Source organism: Pseudomonas sp. MF6747, assembly GCF_963890955.1.
Lineage (GTDB): Bacteria > Pseudomonadota > Gammaproteobacteria > Pseudomonadales > Pseudomonadaceae > Aquipseudomonas.
Map to the genome: position 1 here is coordinate 50,141 of NZ_CAWPSZ010000050.1, position 14,133 is coordinate 64,273.

At 60.1% G+C, this 14,133-nt stretch carries 15 protein-coding genes and 1 pseudogene; 9 read left to right on the forward strand and 7 right to left on the reverse strand.

What is annotated here, in order from left to right; all coding sequences use genetic code 11:
* The first annotated feature begins 12 nt into the window (after positions 1-12).
* Complete coding sequence (locus AACW30_RS25710; protein WP_106578200.1) at positions 13-381, forward strand: glyoxalase superfamily protein; 369 nt, start codon at positions 13-15, stop codon at positions 379-381.
* A gap of 643 nt (positions 382-1,024) precedes the next feature.
* Here the strand turns inward: AACW30_RS25710 and AACW30_RS31635 are convergent.
* Both AACW30_RS31635 and AACW30_RS31640 read right to left on the reverse strand, forming a co-directional pair.
* Complete coding sequence (locus tag AACW30_RS31635; protein ID WP_371317720.1) at positions 1,025-1,888, reverse strand: methyl-accepting chemotaxis protein; 864 nt, start codon at positions 1,886-1,888, stop codon at positions 1,025-1,027.
* A gap of 39 nt (positions 1,889-1,927) precedes the next feature.
* Positions 1,928-2,944, reverse strand: a pseudogene (locus AACW30_RS31640) (methyl-accepting chemotaxis protein); the annotation flags it as partial.
* A 291-nt stretch (positions 2,945-3,235) separates the two neighbouring features.
* On the opposite strand from AACW30_RS31640, the gene AACW30_RS25720 reads away from it, so the two are divergent.
* The gene (locus AACW30_RS25720; protein ID WP_106578202.1) at positions 3,236-3,853 is read left to right on the forward strand and encodes an FKBP-type peptidyl-prolyl cis-trans isomerase; all 618 of its coding nucleotides are present in this window, start codon (positions 3,236-3,238) and stop codon (positions 3,851-3,853) included.
* Positions 3,854-3,988: 135 nt separating this feature from the next.
* On the opposite strand, the gene AACW30_RS25725 is transcribed toward AACW30_RS25720, so the two are convergent.
* The 3 genes from AACW30_RS25725 to AACW30_RS25735 all read right to left on the reverse strand — a co-directional run bounded on the left by AACW30_RS25725 (position 3,989) and on the right by AACW30_RS25735 (position 5,921).
* Positions 3,989-4,246 carry a PA4570 family protein gene (locus AACW30_RS25725; protein ID WP_003194088.1) on the reverse strand — a complete coding sequence of 86 codons (258 nt, stop codon included), beginning with the start codon at positions 4,244-4,246 and terminating at the stop codon, positions 3,989-3,991.
* Between the two features lie 160 nt (positions 4,247-4,406).
* Complete coding sequence (locus AACW30_RS25730; protein WP_200623788.1) at positions 4,407-4,748, reverse strand: zinc ribbon domain-containing protein YjdM; 342 nt, start codon at positions 4,746-4,748, stop codon at positions 4,407-4,409.
* Positions 4,749-4,952: 204 nt separating this feature from the next.
* Positions 4,953-5,921 carry a polyprenyl synthetase family protein gene (locus tag AACW30_RS25735; protein ID WP_106578203.1) on the reverse strand — a complete coding sequence of 323 codons (969 nt, stop codon included), beginning with the start codon at positions 5,919-5,921 and terminating at the stop codon, positions 4,953-4,955.
* 239 nt (positions 5,922-6,160) lie between these two features.
* Between AACW30_RS25735 and rplU the strand changes: the two genes are divergently transcribed.
* The 7 genes from rplU (at position 6,161) to AACW30_RS25770 (ending at position 11,917) form a co-directional block, all read left to right on the forward strand.
* The gene (gene rplU / locus AACW30_RS25740; RefSeq protein WP_007950961.1) at positions 6,161-6,475 is read left to right on the forward strand and encodes a 50S ribosomal protein L21; all 315 of its coding nucleotides are present in this window, start codon (positions 6,161-6,163) and stop codon (positions 6,473-6,475) included.
* A 34-nt stretch (positions 6,476-6,509) separates the two neighbouring features.
* Positions 6,510-6,767 carry a 50S ribosomal protein L27 gene (gene rpmA / locus AACW30_RS25745; RefSeq protein ID WP_003176049.1) on the forward strand — a complete coding sequence of 86 codons (258 nt, stop codon included), beginning with the start codon at positions 6,510-6,512 and terminating at the stop codon, positions 6,765-6,767.
* Between the two features lie 193 nt (positions 6,768-6,960).
* Positions 6,961-8,184, forward strand: coding sequence for an Obg family GTPase CgtA (gene cgtA, locus AACW30_RS25750; RefSeq protein WP_200623789.1), 1,224 nt, complete (start codon positions 6,961-6,963; stop codon positions 8,182-8,184).
* Between the two features lie 137 nt (positions 8,185-8,321).
* Positions 8,322-9,440 (forward strand): glutamate 5-kinase, encoded by a 1,119-nt coding sequence (gene proB / locus AACW30_RS25755; RefSeq protein ID WP_026013771.1) that lies wholly within the window; start codon positions 8,322-8,324, stop codon positions 9,438-9,440.
* A 16-nt stretch (positions 9,441-9,456) separates the two neighbouring features.
* Entirely contained in the window at positions 9,457-9,921 is a 465-nt protein-coding gene (locus AACW30_RS25760; protein ID WP_106578204.1) for a CreA family protein, read from the forward strand.
* A gap of 101 nt (positions 9,922-10,022) precedes the next feature.
* On the forward strand, positions 10,023-10,505 hold the full coding sequence (locus AACW30_RS25765) for a glutathione peroxidase (RefSeq protein WP_106578205.1): 483 nt from the start codon (positions 10,023-10,025) through the stop codon (positions 10,503-10,505).
* A 308-nt stretch (positions 10,506-10,813) separates the two neighbouring features.
* Entirely contained in the window at positions 10,814-11,917 is a 1,104-nt protein-coding gene (locus AACW30_RS25770; protein ID WP_200623790.1) for an NADH:flavin oxidoreductase, read from the forward strand.
* Here AACW30_RS25770 and AACW30_RS25775 read toward each other — a convergent pair.
* Entirely contained in the window at positions 11,886-13,088 is a 1,203-nt protein-coding gene (locus AACW30_RS25775; protein ID WP_200623791.1) for a glycosyltransferase family 4 protein, read from the reverse strand. The genes AACW30_RS25770 and AACW30_RS25775 overlap by 32 nt on opposite strands.
* A 54-nt stretch (positions 13,089-13,142) precedes the next feature.
* Complete coding sequence (cysZ, locus tag AACW30_RS25780) at positions 13,143-13,907, reverse strand: sulfate transporter CysZ (RefSeq protein ID WP_200623792.1); 765 nt, start codon at positions 13,905-13,907, stop codon at positions 13,143-13,145.
* Positions 13,908-14,133: the final 226 nt, after the last annotated feature.

The following is a 14,133-nucleotide window of genomic DNA, read 5'->3' on the forward strand; positions in this document are numbered from 1 at the left end:
GGAGCTGTGGTCATGCACTTAGGAAAAGTCACCCCCATTCTGCGGATATTCGACGAAGCCAAAGCGTTGGAGTTCTACGTCGACTTCCTCGGGTTCAAGGTCGACTGGCAGCATCGCTTCGAGGCGAATTTCCCGTTGTATCTGCAGGTGTCGCTGGGTGAGTGCGTGCTGCATTTGTCCGAGCATCATGGCGATGCGTCGCCGGGGTCAGCGGTGCGGATTCAGGCGCAAGGCGTGGACGCGTATCAGCAGCAATTGCTGGCCAAGGATTATCGGTATGCCAAGCCTGGCGTTGAAGAAACGCCTTGGGGCTCGCGGGAGATGAGCATCGGCGATCCGTTTGGTAATCGGCTGGTGTTTGTCGAGGAAGGCGAGGGCTGATCGGTCAATTGCAGGCAATAAAAAACCGCCTTAGTAGGGCGGTTTTTTATTGCAAACCCAGTGAGTGGCTGGGGTTGCTGTCTCAAAGGACGCATCGACCCGCGGGTGGATACTACCTGCCAGTCACATCGTCACGCAAGACGGAAAGGATGGTCGGCAGGGAGCGCTTTTCGGACTTCATCCCTGGACAGATTTGATCGCAAAAGCTTGCAATGAATCTATCGATAAATGCTGGATGTTTGACCACTGTTGGACACACCTCCGGCAGGAATGTTGGTTAGGCTCTTCCTCGTTCTGCGTTTGTCGCTTTTCAGGTGAGCCGGGTATGCGCGCGAATTCTGGACCGACCGCCACGGGCTAGTAATCCGTGCCGGATTGATGCGGAAGGACCACTAGCCCGGCCACCTCAAAGGACGCATTGACCCGCGTCCAAAGGCTCACGTGTTCCGGTAAGTGCGCTGGAGGTAAGGCCCAACGCTTGGAGGGCCGAGTATGTCTAAGTTTGCACGACGTACGTGGAACCTCGTAGTGAGTGCCCTGCGTGTTTATCACGTGTGGACATTCCTGCGGGACAGCTTCGATGACCTGTAAGGTCTGAGAAGTGGAGCCGCCTCGATTTCGGCCGAGGCGGTTTTTTGGTTTTTTAAACCCGGAAGTGGCTGACCATCTGCTGCAATTGGCTGCCCAGACGCGCCAGTTCCACGCTCGACTTGGCCGTCTCGTCGCTCGCCGTTGCGGTCTGTTCGGACACATCACGCACGTTCACAATGCTGCGGCTGATCTCTTCGGCCACGGCACTCTGCTGTTCGGCCGCGGCTGCAATCTGCTGGTTCATCGATTGGATGTTCGACACGGTGCGGGTGATGTTTTCCAGCGACACGCCGGCCTTGCGCGTCAGCTCAACGCTGCTGTCGGTGAGGCTGCGGCTGTTGTTCATCACGGTGGCCACTTGCTGAGTGCCGTTCTGCAGGCCGGCGACCAGGCCTTCGATTTCTTCGGTGGATTTCTGTGTGCGCTGGGCCAGGCCACGCACTTCGTCGGCGACCACGGCAAAGCCGCGACCGGCTTCACCGGCACGCGCCGCTTCAATCGCGGCGTTGAGTGCCAGCAGGTTGGTTTGCTCGGCCACGGCCTTGATCACGTCCATCACGCTGCCGATCTTGTTGCTCTCTTGCTGCAGGTGCGTCATGGCGTCGGTGGAGCGCGCCACTTCAGCCGCCAGGCGTTCGATCTGGGCGATGGCCTCGGCCACCACTTTGTCGCCTGCGCGGGCTTGACCATCGGCATCGGCGGCGGCCAGGGACGCTTGCTCGGCGTTGCGTGCGACTTCCTGCACGGTGGCCGTCATTTCGTGCATCGCCGTGGCGACTTGATCGGTCTCGATCTTCTGGCTGTTGACGCCGGCACTGGTCTGCTCGGTTACGGCCGACAGTTCTTCGGCGGCGCTGGCGATCTGGGTCACGCCATCGCGAATACCGCTGATCAATTCACGCAGGGTGGTGCCCATGCGCTGGATGCCTTGTTGCAACACGCCCAGCTCGTCACGACGGGTCACCTGGATGTTGTGGCTCAGGTCGCCGGAAGCGATACGCTCCACCACGGCCAGGGTGTCCTGGATCGGGCGAGTGATTTGGCGGGTGATCACCAGTGCAGCAATGATGCCGACCAGCAGGGCGAGCAGCGTGCTGATCAGTTGCAGGCTGCGGGCCTGGGTACTTTCGGCGTCACGACGGTCTAGTTGAATGTCATACAGTTTGTCGCTGATGGTGACGATATCGGCGCCTTGAGTGGTCATTTCGGCGCGGGCGCTGACGATGTTGGCGTTGGCCGCCTTGTAGCTCTGCACGGCGCTGCGATAGGCGCCCAGGGCGGCTTCCAGCGAGGTCAATGCGCTTTGCTGGCTGGTGCCGAACGCCGCGCTGAGGCCTTTCAAACCGCCGATGGCTTTCTCGATTTGCGCAGTGGCGCGAGCTTCGGTCTCGGCATTGACGGTGTTGGTGTAGCCGCGCACCTCGTAACGGGCCAACTGGAACTCTTCCTTGGCGTGAGTCACGGCCTGGTACTGGGTGAAGCGCTCCGGGCTGTCGGGCATCTGCTGCACGCTGTTATCCAGTGCATCGATCTGTGCGTTGGCGATGTCGGCTTTGTCGCCCATGACCTGGCGCGCGGTGTTGCCATTACGGTAGGCCTCACGCATTTTGTTCAGGGACTGCTGATACGCGGTGATGACGGCCTTCTGCTCGGTGAGCAGCTTGAGGTTTTCCGGGCTCTTGAAGCTGTCCAGCAGTTTCTGTTGCTGTGCGGCGAAGGCGTCGAGACTGGTCTGTACGTTCTGTGCCACGGCTTCGTCGCCGTTGGCCAGCATGTATTGCAGGCGCACGATGCGCAGCTTGGTCAACGAGGCATTGAGCTGGGTGATGTCGCTCATCCAGTTGCTGCGGTCGATCAGGCTGCCCAGGCTGGTCCAGCCGGTCAGTGCCAGGATCGACGTGAGGACCAGCACCAGGCCGAAGCCCAGGCCGAGTTTGAGGTTGACGCTGATGTTGCCGAACCAGCTATTCATCGAATGCTCCGCAAGAATGATGTGTGTCTGCTGGACGGTGTTTTTTGTTTGAGCCAGCCAAAGTGTGTAGGGCTGTATCGGCGAAGGCGGGGGATTCTGAAATGTTTTTAATCTGGGTGCGACAAAGTGTCGCCATCGCCGCGGAGCAATCCATTCCCTGCCTGCCCTCAGAGGCCGGGGATGGGGGGCTCATCATCGGCCGGTCTTGTGTGCTAGTCTGCTGGCCCTTTTAGTTCAGGGCCGCCACGCAAAACAGCGTTTTTCGTAATGGCCCTACAGCGGAGCCTCTTCATGTCCGAAGTTAATCTGTCCACCGACGAAACCCGCGTCAGCTACGGTATCGGCCGTCAGTTGGGCGACCAACTGCGCGACAACCCGCCACCGGGCGTGAGCATCGACGCCATCCTGGCTGGCCTGACCGACGCGTTCGCAGGCAAACCAAGCCGCGTTGACCAAGAGCAAATGGCGGCCAGCTTCAAAGTTATCCGTGAAATCATGCAAGCCGAAGCGGCTGCCAAGGCTGAAGCCGCGGCTGGCGCTGGCCTGGCGTTCCTGGCTGAAAACGCCAAGCGTGATGGCATCACTACCCTGGCTTCCGGCCTGCAATTTGAAGTATTGACTGCCGGTACAGGCGCCAAGCCGACCCGTGAAGACCAAGTGCGTACTCACTACCACGGCACGCTGATCGACGGCACTGTGTTCGACAGCTCTTACGAGCGCGGCCAGCCTGCAGAATTCCCGGTTGGCGGCGTGATCGCCGGCTGGACCGAAGCCCTGCAACTGATGAATGCCGGCAGCAAATGGCGTCTGTACGTGCCGAGCGAACTGGCTTACGGCGCTCAAGGCGTTGGCAGCATCCCGCCGCACAGCGTTCTGGTGTTCGACGTCGAGCTGCTCGACGTTCTGTAAGACCTGAGAGCACTGGCATCGGCTTTATGTGGGAGCCGGGCTTGCCCGCGATGCGACGACTCGGTCTGACGTCTTACCGAGTTGAGGCTATCGCAGGCAAGCCAACTCCCACATAGGGCCTGTGTGTTGGCTCGCTCATGGATGGAACTTGCCATTGAGCTCCGTCGCCGGGCGCAACGCTCGGGCATAGCAGAACAGAAACAGATTACGCACCACTTCCTTCAGCACCCCAGGTTCACTGGAACTCAGGCCATTCACGTCCAGGTCGCCCTGGTCCTGCAGTTCATTCAGCGCTTCTTCTTCCAGCACTGCACAGACTTCCCCGGTTTCCCGATGCAGGATTCGCAGGTAGGGGTGTGGGCGGTCCAGCCAGGCATCTATCAAATAAGTCATGAGTCGTTCTCCTTGATGAGTTTCAATGAGAATAATTCTTATTCGTAGAATAGCAAGTGCCTATTGGCGGTTTCCTGGTTTTTCTGTGTGGATATTGCGCGTGATCAACGCTGAGGGCGAAACGCCATCCCGCGGCGGGCGCGGGATGGATGCAGCAGATTCAGACTTTACGGACGAACTCGGACTTGAGTTTCATCGGGCCGATGCCGTCGATCTTGCAGTCGATATCGTGGTCGCCGTCGCACAGACGGATGTTCTTGACCTTGGTGCCGACCTTGACCACCAGCGACGTGCCTTTGACCTTGAGGTCTTTGATCACGGTAATGGTGTCGCCGTCTTGTAGGACGTTGCCTACAGAGTCTTTCTTCACGGTTTCATCACCGGCTGCTTCGGCCTCGCCATCGGCGGACCACTCATGGGCGCATTCCGGGCAGATCAGCTGGGCGCCATCTTCGTAGGTGTATTCGGAATTGCATTTTGGGCAGGGTGGCAACGTGCTCACTAAAGCTCCTTGAAAGTCAGGAATGGCTAAAGTCGCACATTATATAGGGATTTGGGGCGCGAGCGGGGGAGTGGGTTGGCAGTGGGATCTGGATGTGGGAGCGGGCTTACTCGCGAAGGCGGTGGATCAGCTGGATATTTCTCACTGATCCACGGTTTTCGCGAGCAAGCCCGCTCCCACACAAGCCCACTTCATCAATCGTCTTCAGTGCGTACGCGCGACCGCGAACTCACTCAGTTCGACCAGGGCATCCCGGTATTCGCTGGCAGGCAGGGCTTCAAGGCACTTGATGGCGCGGGCGACGTAGTCACGCGCCAGTTGCGCGGTGTACTCCAGAGAGCCCGAAGCTTCAACGGCTTCGCGGATGGCCTCCAGGTTTTCGATCCCGCCTTTCTGGATCGCCTTGCGCACCAGGGCGGCCTGTTCTGGCGTACCTTCGCGCATGGTGTAGATCAGCGGCAAGGTCGGTTTGCCCTCGGCCAGGTCGTCACCGACGTTCTTGCCCAGGGTCTCGGCGTCGCCCTTGTAGTCGAGCAGGTCGTCCACCAACTGGAACGCCACGCCCAGGTGATCGCCAAAGGTGCGCAGGGCTTCGGCCTGTTCGGCAGTGGCGCCGCACAGGGCGGCAGCACTGTGAGTGGAGGCTTCGAAGAGCATCGCGGTTTTGCCGCGGATCACTTCCATGTAGGTTTCTTCGGTGGTGCTGGCGTCGCGGACCTTCGACAGCTGCAACACTTCACCTTCGGCGATGATGCGCGTGGCTTGTGAAAGAATCTTCATCACCGGCATCGAGCCCAGTTCGACCATCATTTCGAACGAGCGCGAGTACAGAAAGTCGCCGACCAACACGCTGGGGGCGTTGCCCCACATGGCGTTGGCGGTCTCACGGCCACGACGCATGCCGGACATGTCGACCACGTCGTCATGCAGCAGGGTGGCGGTGTGCAGGAATTCGATAGTGGCGGCCAGCAGGCGCAGGTCATCGCCTTCGCGGCCCAGGGCCTTGCCACACAGCAACACTAATAAAGGACGCAGGCGTTTGCCGCCCGCCGACGTAATGTAGTCGCCAATTTTGGAGACCAGCGGCACTTTAGAAGTCAGCTGCTGCTTGATGATGCCGTCGACGGCGCTAAAATCGTCCGCGACCGCGCGGTAGAAAGCTTGGGGTTGCATCAGCTACAGTCGCTCCAGAAGGGTTGCGCGGCATGCTAGGACCCTCACCCCCGGGTGTCAAGGCGCGATAGACGGCCTCTTGCAACGCTCCGTTGCCTTGCGTACAATCGCGCACCCTGAACTTCCTGGGCAGCACCTGCCTTACGCAATTGCATTCGGGACGTCCATCCCATGCAGCCATGCCAGCCAATACCTCTTCTTATAAAGCGCTGGGTGAGCAGGATTATCGGAGAAATACCATGTCGTACGCAGTAATTGTTACTGGTGGCAAGCAATACAAGGTCGCCCCAGGTGAATACCTGAAGATCGAAAAACTGGAAGTCGCCACTGGCGAATCCGTTACCTTTGATCGCGTTCTGTTGGTCGCCAATGGCGATGACGTCAACATCGGCGCTCCAGTTGTTGCTGGCGCTACCGTTGTGGCTGAAGTGATCTCCCAAGGTCGTCACGATAAAGTCCGCATCATCAAGTTCCGTCGTCGTAAGCACCACATGAAGCGTATGGGCCACCGCCAGTGGTACACCGAGATCAAAATCACCGGTATTCAGGCTTAATTTCAGCCTAATTCCTCACTAGGAGAATTGACTCATGGCACACAAAAAAGCTGGTGGTAGTACCCGTAACGGTCGCGACTCAGAAGCCAAACGCCTTGGCGTGAAGATGTATGGCGGCCAGAAAATCATTCCGGGCAACATCATCGTGCGTCAGCGCGGCACCCAATTCCACGCCGGTTACGGTGTTGGCATGGGTAAAGATCACACCCTCTTCGCTAAAATCGAAGGCGTGATCAAGTTTGAAGTAAAAGGCGCTTTCAACCGCCGTTACGTGAGCGTTGTCGCCGCTTAATTGCGCGATCGCTGGAAAAGCCCTGTCTCGCGACGGGGCTTTTTCGTTTGTGGAGTGAGTCTCTTGCAAAGCTGTTTGTAATGAGCTCAGGCGCTGGATAGGCGGTCATTGTTTGAGGTCGCTGCGCTCATTTTTGCAAGAGTCTTATGTCTTGGTTTCTTAAGCTCGTCCATGCGACGAGAGGCGTTTTGTTATGAAGTTCGTTGATGAAGTTTCCATCCGAGTAAAAGCAGGCGACGGCGGTAACGGTTGCATGAGTTTCCGTCGCGAAAAATTCATCGAAAACGGTGGCCCCAACGGTGGTGATGGCGGTGACGGCGGTTCCATCTACATGATGGCCGACGAAAACCTCAACACCCTGGTCGACTACCGTTACACCCGGCACTTCGATGCCGAGCGTGGCTCCAACGGCGGCAGCACCGACTGCACCGGTAAAAAAGGCGAAGACCTGGTGCTGCGCGTACCGGTCGGCACCACGATCATCGACTCGGCCACCCAGGAAGTGATTGGCGACCTGACCAAGGCCGGCCAGAAACTGATGGTTGTGCAGGGCGGCTGGCACGGTCTGGGTAACACCCGATTCAAGTCCAGTACCAACCGTGCACCACGCCAGACCACGCCGGGCAAGCCGGGCGAGCAGCGTGACCTCAAGCTGGAAATGAAAGTACTGGCAGACGTCGGCCTCTTGGGCCTGCCGAATGCCGGCAAAAGTACCTTCATCCGCTCGGTCTCGGCCGCCAAGCCGAAAGTCGCCGACTACCCGTTCACCACCCTGGTGCCAAACCTGGGCGTGGTCAGCGTGGACCGCTGGAAAAGCTTCGTGATCGCCGATATTCCAGGCTTGATCGAAGGTGCTTCCGATGGCGCCGGCCTGGGGATTCGCTTCCTCAAGCACTTGTCGCGTACCCGTCTGCTGCTGCACCTCGTCGACATGGCGCCGCTGGATGACACCAGCGCACCGGACGCCGCCGAAGTGATCGTCAGCGAACTGACCAAGTTCAGCCCGGCCCTGGCCGAGCGCGATCGTTGGTTGGTGCTCAACAAGTGCGACCAGATCCTGGAAGAAGAGCACGAAGAGCGCGTCAAGGAAATCGTCGATCGCCTGGAGTGGGAAGGTCCGGTCTACGTGATCTCGGCCATCGCCAAAGAAGGCACCGAGCGCCTGAGCCGCGACATCATGCGCTACCTGGAAGACCGCGCCGACCGCCTGGCGGCCGACCCGGTATTCAAGGCCGAACTCGCCGAGCTCGATCAACAGATCGAAGACGAAGCCCGTGCCCAGCTGCAAGCCCTGGATGACCAGCGTGCCCTGCGCCGCAGCGGCGTGAAGTCGGTCCATGACATCGGCGACGATGATTGGGACGAAGAAGACGTGGATGATGAAGACGGTCCGGAAATCATTTACGTGCGCGACTGATTCGTTGCAGTAAACTTAAGCGCCGCTCACTCGAGCGGCGTTTTGGTATCTGGGTATACGGGTAGTCACTAAAGTAGTCACGAATAACGTTATGGGCCGCGCTGGGTCGCGCAGCCCTCAATCTAAGGTTGAAGATGATGCGGAGCAAAGTGACAGGTGCGCAGCGCTGGGTCGTAAAGATCGGAAGTGCGCTGCTGACGGCGGATGGCAAAGGTCTGGATCGCGCAGCCATGAGCGTCTGGGTCGAGCAGATGGTGGCCTTGCATGAGGCCGGTGTCGAGTTGGTGCTGGTGTCGTCCGGGGCCGTTGCCGCCGGCATGAGCCGCCTCGGCTGGACCGCGCGACCCAGCGCGATGCACGAGCTGCAAGCCGCCGCTGCCATCGGCCAGATGGGCCTGGTGCAAGCCTGGGAATCCAGCTTTGCCGAACATGGCCGCCACACGGCGCAGATCCTGCTGACCCACGACGACCTGTCCGACCGCAAGCGTTACCTCAACGCCCGCAGCACCTTGCGCGCGCTGGTCGAGCTCAAAGTGATCCCGGTGATCAACGAGAATGACACGGTGGTCACCGACGAAATCCGCTTCGGCGACAACGACACCCTGGCTGCGCTGGTGGCCAACCTTGTGGAAGCCGACCTGCTGGTGATCCTCACCGACCGCGATGGCATGTTCGACGCCGACCCGCGCAACAACCCCGATGCCCAACTGATCTACGAAGCCCGCGCCGATGACCCGGCGCTGGATGCCGTGGCCGGCAGCGTCGGCGGCGCGCTGGGCCGTGGCGGCATGCAGACCAAGCTGCGTGCTGCACGCCTGGCCGCGCGTTCCGGCGCGCATACCATCATCGTCGGCGGGCGCCTGGAGCGTGTGCTGGACCGTCTCAAGGCCGGTGAGCGTATTGGCACGTTGCTGTCGCCGGAACGCGGCATGCTGGCGGCGCGCAAGCAGTGGCTGGCCGGGCACCTGCAAACCCGTGGCACGCTGGTGCTGGACGATGGCGCCGTGTCGGCGCTGTCCCAAGGCAACAAGAGCCTGCTGCCAGTGGGTGTCAAGCTGGTGCAGGGCAGCTTCCGCCGTGGCGAGATGGTGGTGTGCGTTGCGCCCGACGGTCGTGAGATCGCCCGTGGCCTGGCCAACTACAGCGCCCTTGAAGCGCAGAAAATCATTGGACAATCGTCTGACGCGATTGTCGGACTATTAGGGTACATGGCCGAACCGGAACTGGTTCACCGCGATAACCTGATCCTGGTCTAAATAAAGGGAATACACGATGCGCGTGATGAACGGAGTACTCGGTCTGTTGCTGGCCCTGCCGCTGCTGGCCTCGGCTGAAGAAATTGGCCAGGTGTCGACGGTGTTCAAGTTTGTCGGGCCTAACGACCGGATCGTGGTCGAGGCGTTTGATGATCCCAAGGTTGATGGCGTGACCTGCTACCTGTCGCGCGCCAAGACGGGCGGCGTCAAAGGCGGCCTGGGCCTGGCCGAGGACCGCGCCGAAGCCTCGATCGCCTGCCGCCAGGTTGGCCCGATTCACTTCAAGGGTGAACTCAAGGATGGCGACGAAGTGTTCAAGGAGCGCACCTCGCTGGTGTTCAAGACCATGCAGGTGGTGCGCTTCCTCGACAAGAAGCGCAATACCCTGGTTTACCTGGTTTACAGCGACCGTTTGATCGAAGGCAGCCCGCAAAACGCAGTCACGGCGATTCCGATTTTGCCGTGGCCGACCGCTCAGTAGCCGACAGGCGAGTTTTGTAATCGGCGTCTATGATTGCAGGCTTGCAGTCTGTAATCTCGAACGGCCGCAATGCGAAGAACATGGGATATCTGGAGTTCGTCATGAGTGCTTTCCACGACCTGAAACTCAAAGCTTTGGATGGTCAAGAGCTACCGCTGGCGCCCTTCAAGGGGCAAGTTGTGCTGGTGGTGAATGTGGCCTCCAAATGTGGCTTGACCCCGCAATACGCGGCGTTGGAAAACCTCTATCAGCAGTACAAGGGCCAAGGGTTTACCGTATTGGGCCTGCCGTGCAACCAATTTGCGGGCCAGGAACCGGGCACCGAGGAAGAAATCCAGGCGTTCTGCAACGTGAACTACGGTGTGACCTTCCCGTTGGGCAGCAAGCTCGACGTCAACGGCCACGATCGCCACCAGCTCTACCGTTTACTCGCGGGCGAGGGCGCCGAGTTTCCTGGGGATATCACCTGGAACTTCGAGAAGTTCCTGCTTGGCAAGGACGGGCGAGTGCTGGCTCGATTCTCGCCGCGTACCGCGCCGGATGATCCGACAATCGTGCAGGCCATCGAAAAAGCCCTGAGCTGAACGCCACCAAAGGTTTTTGTCGGCGAGTGCGCTTCTGTGACAAGCGCGCTTGTTGTGGCGAGCGGGCTTGCCCCGCGTTGGGTTGCCAAGCAGTCCCAAAACAGACACCGCCATTAAGCCGATCAACGCGCTGGCTTCACATGGGGCTGCTGCGCCGCCCAACGCGGGGCAATCCCGCTCGCCACGGTTTTTTTGGTGATTCACTTCCTGACTTTTACCCCTTAATCACCCAGATCAATAGTGCTTTCAGGCGCTGCACACTGCTCATATTATCCGCATCATAAATACCTCTTCCGCGGAATGCTCCCATGCCTGTCCAAGCCTTGTTCAAACCTTTCCAGCTCGGTGCACTGCAACTGTCGACCCGCGTGGTCATGGCGCCCATGACGCGTTCGTTTTCGCCGGGTGGCGTGCCCAATGCCAAGGTCATCGAATACTACCGCCGCCGTGCCGCCGCCGGCGTGGGCCTGATCATCACCGAAGGTACCGTGGTCGGTCATCAGGCCTCCAACGGTTACCCGAACGTTCCGCATTTTTACGGTGAGGCCGCGCTGGCTGGCTGGAAGAAAGTGGTCGACGCCGTACACGCCGAAGGCGGCAAGATCGTGCCGCAACTGTGGCACGTGGGCAGCGTGCGCCGTATCGGCACCGAGCCTGACGCCAGCGTCCCGGCCTACGGCCCGATGGAAAAACTCAAGGACGGCAATGTGGTCGTCCACGGCATGACCACCCAGGACATCCAGGACGTGATCAATGCCTTCGCCCAAGCCGCCAAGGATGCCCAGCGCATCGGCATGGACGGCGTGGAGATCCACGGCGCCCACGGTTACCTGGTCGACCAGTTCTTCTGGGAAGGCAGCAACCAGCGCACCGACGAATACGGTGGCAGTCTGGCCAACCGTTCGCGTTTTGCCATCGAACTGATCCAGGCCATCCGCGCCGCCGTAGGCCCGGACTTCCCGATCATCCTGCGTTTCTCGCAGTGGAAGCAGCAGGACTACACTGCGCGCCTGGTGCAAACACCCGAGGCGCTGGGTGAGTTCCTCAAGCCATTGTCCGACGCGGGTGTGGATATTTTCCACTGCTCAACCCGTCGTTTCTGGGAGCCGGAATTCGAAGGTTCCGACCTCAACCTGGCCGGTTGGACGCGCCAGCTCACCGGCAAGCCGACCATCACCGTTGGCAGCGTCGGCCTGGACGGCGAGTTCCTGCAGTTCATGGTCAACACCGACAAGGTCGCGCAGCCGGCCAGCCTGGAAAAGCTGCTGGAGCGCCTCAATAACGATGAGTTCGACCTGGTCGCCGTGGGCCGTGCCTTGCTGGTGGATCCGGATTGGGCGGTGAAGGTGCGCGAGGGGCGTGAGGGCGACATCCTGCCGTTCAGTCGTGAGGCGTTGACGACCCTGGTGTAAGAGGCGAAAGGGCGGGCACCGGGTGTCCGTCCTTGCACACGCCGCGTAACTGACGTTCGAACTGTTCGATAATCGCCGGCCAGCCCTGGCGGCTCGCATGTTGGCGAGCGTTCAGGCGCATACGGCGCAGGCTCTCTGCATCTTCCATCAACCAATTGGCGGCATCGCAAAACGCAGCCTCATCCCCTGGCATCGCCAGCACGCCGTTGTAGCCATGGCGGATATGCTGGGTTGCGGCCGCCTGATCGTAGGCCACCACCCCCAATCCCGAGGCCATGGCTTCCAGCACCACGTTGCCGAAGGTTTCGGTCAGGCTGGGGAACAGGAACACATCGCCGGAAGCGTAATGCCGGGCCAGTTCTTCACCGCGCAGGGTGCCGCAGAAAATCGCCTCTGGCAGTTCCTTTTCCAGCATCGTGCGTTGTGGGCCATCGCCGACGATGATCAGTTTCATCTGGCGCAACGGATAGGTGTCTTGCAAGGTTTCAAAGCAGCGCTTGAGCAACCCCAGGTTTTTCTCCTGCGCCAGTCGACCTACGTGCAGCACGGCGATCTGCTCAGCGTTCAATGCCCAACTTTCACGCAAGGCGTGGTCGCGTTTCGCTGGGTGGAACAACTGGCTGTCGACCCCGCGCGCCAACATTCCCAGACGCTCGAAATTCCGCCGCTCCAGCTCCAGGCGCTGACTGGTGCTGGGGACCAGCGTCAGCGTCGAACGGTTATGGAACCAGCGCAAATAGTGCGTGACCATGCGGCTGAGCAGGCTCAAACCGTACTGGTTCGAGTACTGCTGGAAGTTGGTGTGAAAGCCGCTGACCACGCTGATGCCCAGGCGCCGTGCCGCGCGCAACGCCGACAAGCCCAACGGCCCTTCGGTGGCGATGTAGAGCACGTCGGGGCGCTGACGGGTCCAGCGGCGCAGTAACTTATGCATCGACGACTGGCCCCATTGCAGGCCGGGGTAGCCTGGCAGCGGCCAGCCGCGGCACAGCAGCAGCGCGTCATCGCTGGGGCGGGTCTGATCGCTGCCCTGGCGTGGACGCACTAACTCGACCTGATGGCCGCGCGCGCGCAAACCTTCACACAGGCGGCCAAGGGTATTGGCCACCCCGTTGATCTCTGGCGGGAAGGTTTCGGTGATCAGGGTGATGTGAAGCGAAGCTGTCGTCATGACCCACAGTGTCACCGTGGGCCATGTCGTCATTGTGTCATTGGCATGATGGATTTATGACCGGGTCACTTTCTGCATCGCCATGGCCTCGGCGCCTTGTTCGCGCACCCAGAACAGCGTGGCCCCGGCCACCGCCGCTGGCATCATCAGCAGGTTGACCACCGGCACCAGCAGCACCAGATAGACGATGCCGCCGAAGCTCATGCTCTGCCAGCGCTTCTGGCGCAGCCAGGCGAGCATTTCGTTCCAGCCCAGCTTGTGGTTGTCTGCCGGGTAGTCAATGTACTGGATCGCCATCATCCACACGCCGAACAGCAGCCACAACGGCGCCGCGATCAGGTTGACCACCGGAATGAACGACAGGATAACCAGGCCGATGGCGCGTGGCAGGAAGTAGCCCAGCTTGCGCATTTCCCGCGCCAGCGTGCGGGGCACCATCGCCACCAGTTCGCCCCAGCTGAACGGCGGGAAGTCGTCGGTGCCGCGCACCACCACTTCAACTTTCTCGGCGAGAAAGCCGTTGAAGGGCGCCGCGATGATATTCGCCAGCATGGTGAAGGTGAAAAACACCATCAGCACCACCAGCACCACAAACAGCGGCCACAGGATGTAACTGAGGAAACTCAACCAGCCCGGCAGCGTCGGCATCAAGGTGTCGACCCACAGGCTGAACTGATGGCCGGCGAAGTAGATCAAACCGACGAACAGCACCAGGTTGATCGTCAGCGGCAGCACTACAAACAGGCGCAGGCCTGGGCTCAATACCAGTTTGAGGCCTTCGCGCAGGTACTGCGGGCCGGAAAGAGCAGGGGCGGGCATTGGAGAACTCCGAGCAGGATGACAAACGCGCCGACCTTACCGCCTTTGCATCTTGGGTGAAAGCAGCGACATCAGCGGTAACATCTAAGCACAATGGCGTCGATTAATCGGGTGGCAGGGATAGAGACCACCTATGAGCTGGATTGTTATTCCGTATTTCCTTAATCTTGCCCCCCTCTATACGCTGCACCCATTATTTTCAGGATCTGCGAGTTCAAGCCTTCCC

Excerpts from the sequence above, each read along its gene's own strand:
- AACW30_RS31635 (WP_371317720.1), bottom strand. The coding sequence starts at position 1,888 with ATGGGCACCACCCTGCGTGAATTGATCAGCGGTATTCGCGATGGCGTG.
- proB (WP_026013771.1), top strand. The coding sequence starts at position 8,322 with ATGCGGAGCAAAGTGACAGGTGCGCAGCGCTGGGTCGTAAAGATCGGA.
- cgtA (WP_200623789.1), top strand. The coding sequence starts at position 6,961 with ATGAAGTTCGTTGATGAAGTTTCCATCCGAGTAAAAGCAGGCGACGGC.
- AACW30_RS25720 (WP_106578202.1), top strand. The coding sequence starts at position 3,236 with ATGTCCGAAGTTAATCTGTCCACCGACGAAACCCGCGTCAGCTACGGT.
- AACW30_RS25760 (WP_106578204.1), top strand. The coding sequence starts at position 9,457 with ATGCGCGTGATGAACGGAGTACTCGGTCTGTTGCTGGCCCTGCCGCTG.
- rplU (WP_007950961.1), top strand. The coding sequence starts at position 6,161 with ATGTCGTACGCAGTAATTGTTACTGGTGGCAAGCAATACAAGGTCGCC.
- AACW30_RS25770 (WP_200623790.1), top strand. The coding sequence starts at position 10,814 with ATGCCTGTCCAAGCCTTGTTCAAACCTTTCCAGCTCGGTGCACTGCAA.
- AACW30_RS25710 (WP_106578200.1), top strand. The coding sequence starts at position 13 with ATGCACTTAGGAAAAGTCACCCCCATTCTGCGGATATTCGACGAAGCC.
- AACW30_RS25725 (WP_003194088.1), bottom strand. The coding sequence starts at position 4,246 with ATGACTTATTTGATAGATGCCTGGCTGGACCGCCCACACCCCTACCTG.
- AACW30_RS25775 (WP_200623791.1), bottom strand. The coding sequence starts at position 13,088 with ATGACGACAGCTTCGCTTCACATCACCCTGATCACCGAAACCTTCCCG.
- AACW30_RS25735 (WP_106578203.1), bottom strand. The coding sequence starts at position 5,921 with ATGCAACCCCAAGCTTTCTACCGCGCGGTCGCGGACGATTTTAGCGCC.
- rpmA (WP_003176049.1), top strand. The coding sequence starts at position 6,510 with ATGGCACACAAAAAAGCTGGTGGTAGTACCCGTAACGGTCGCGACTCA.
- cysZ (WP_200623792.1), bottom strand. The coding sequence starts at position 13,907 with ATGCCCGCCCCTGCTCTTTCCGGCCCGCAGTACCTGCGCGAAGGCCTC.
- AACW30_RS25765 (WP_106578205.1), top strand. The coding sequence starts at position 10,023 with ATGAGTGCTTTCCACGACCTGAAACTCAAAGCTTTGGATGGTCAAGAG.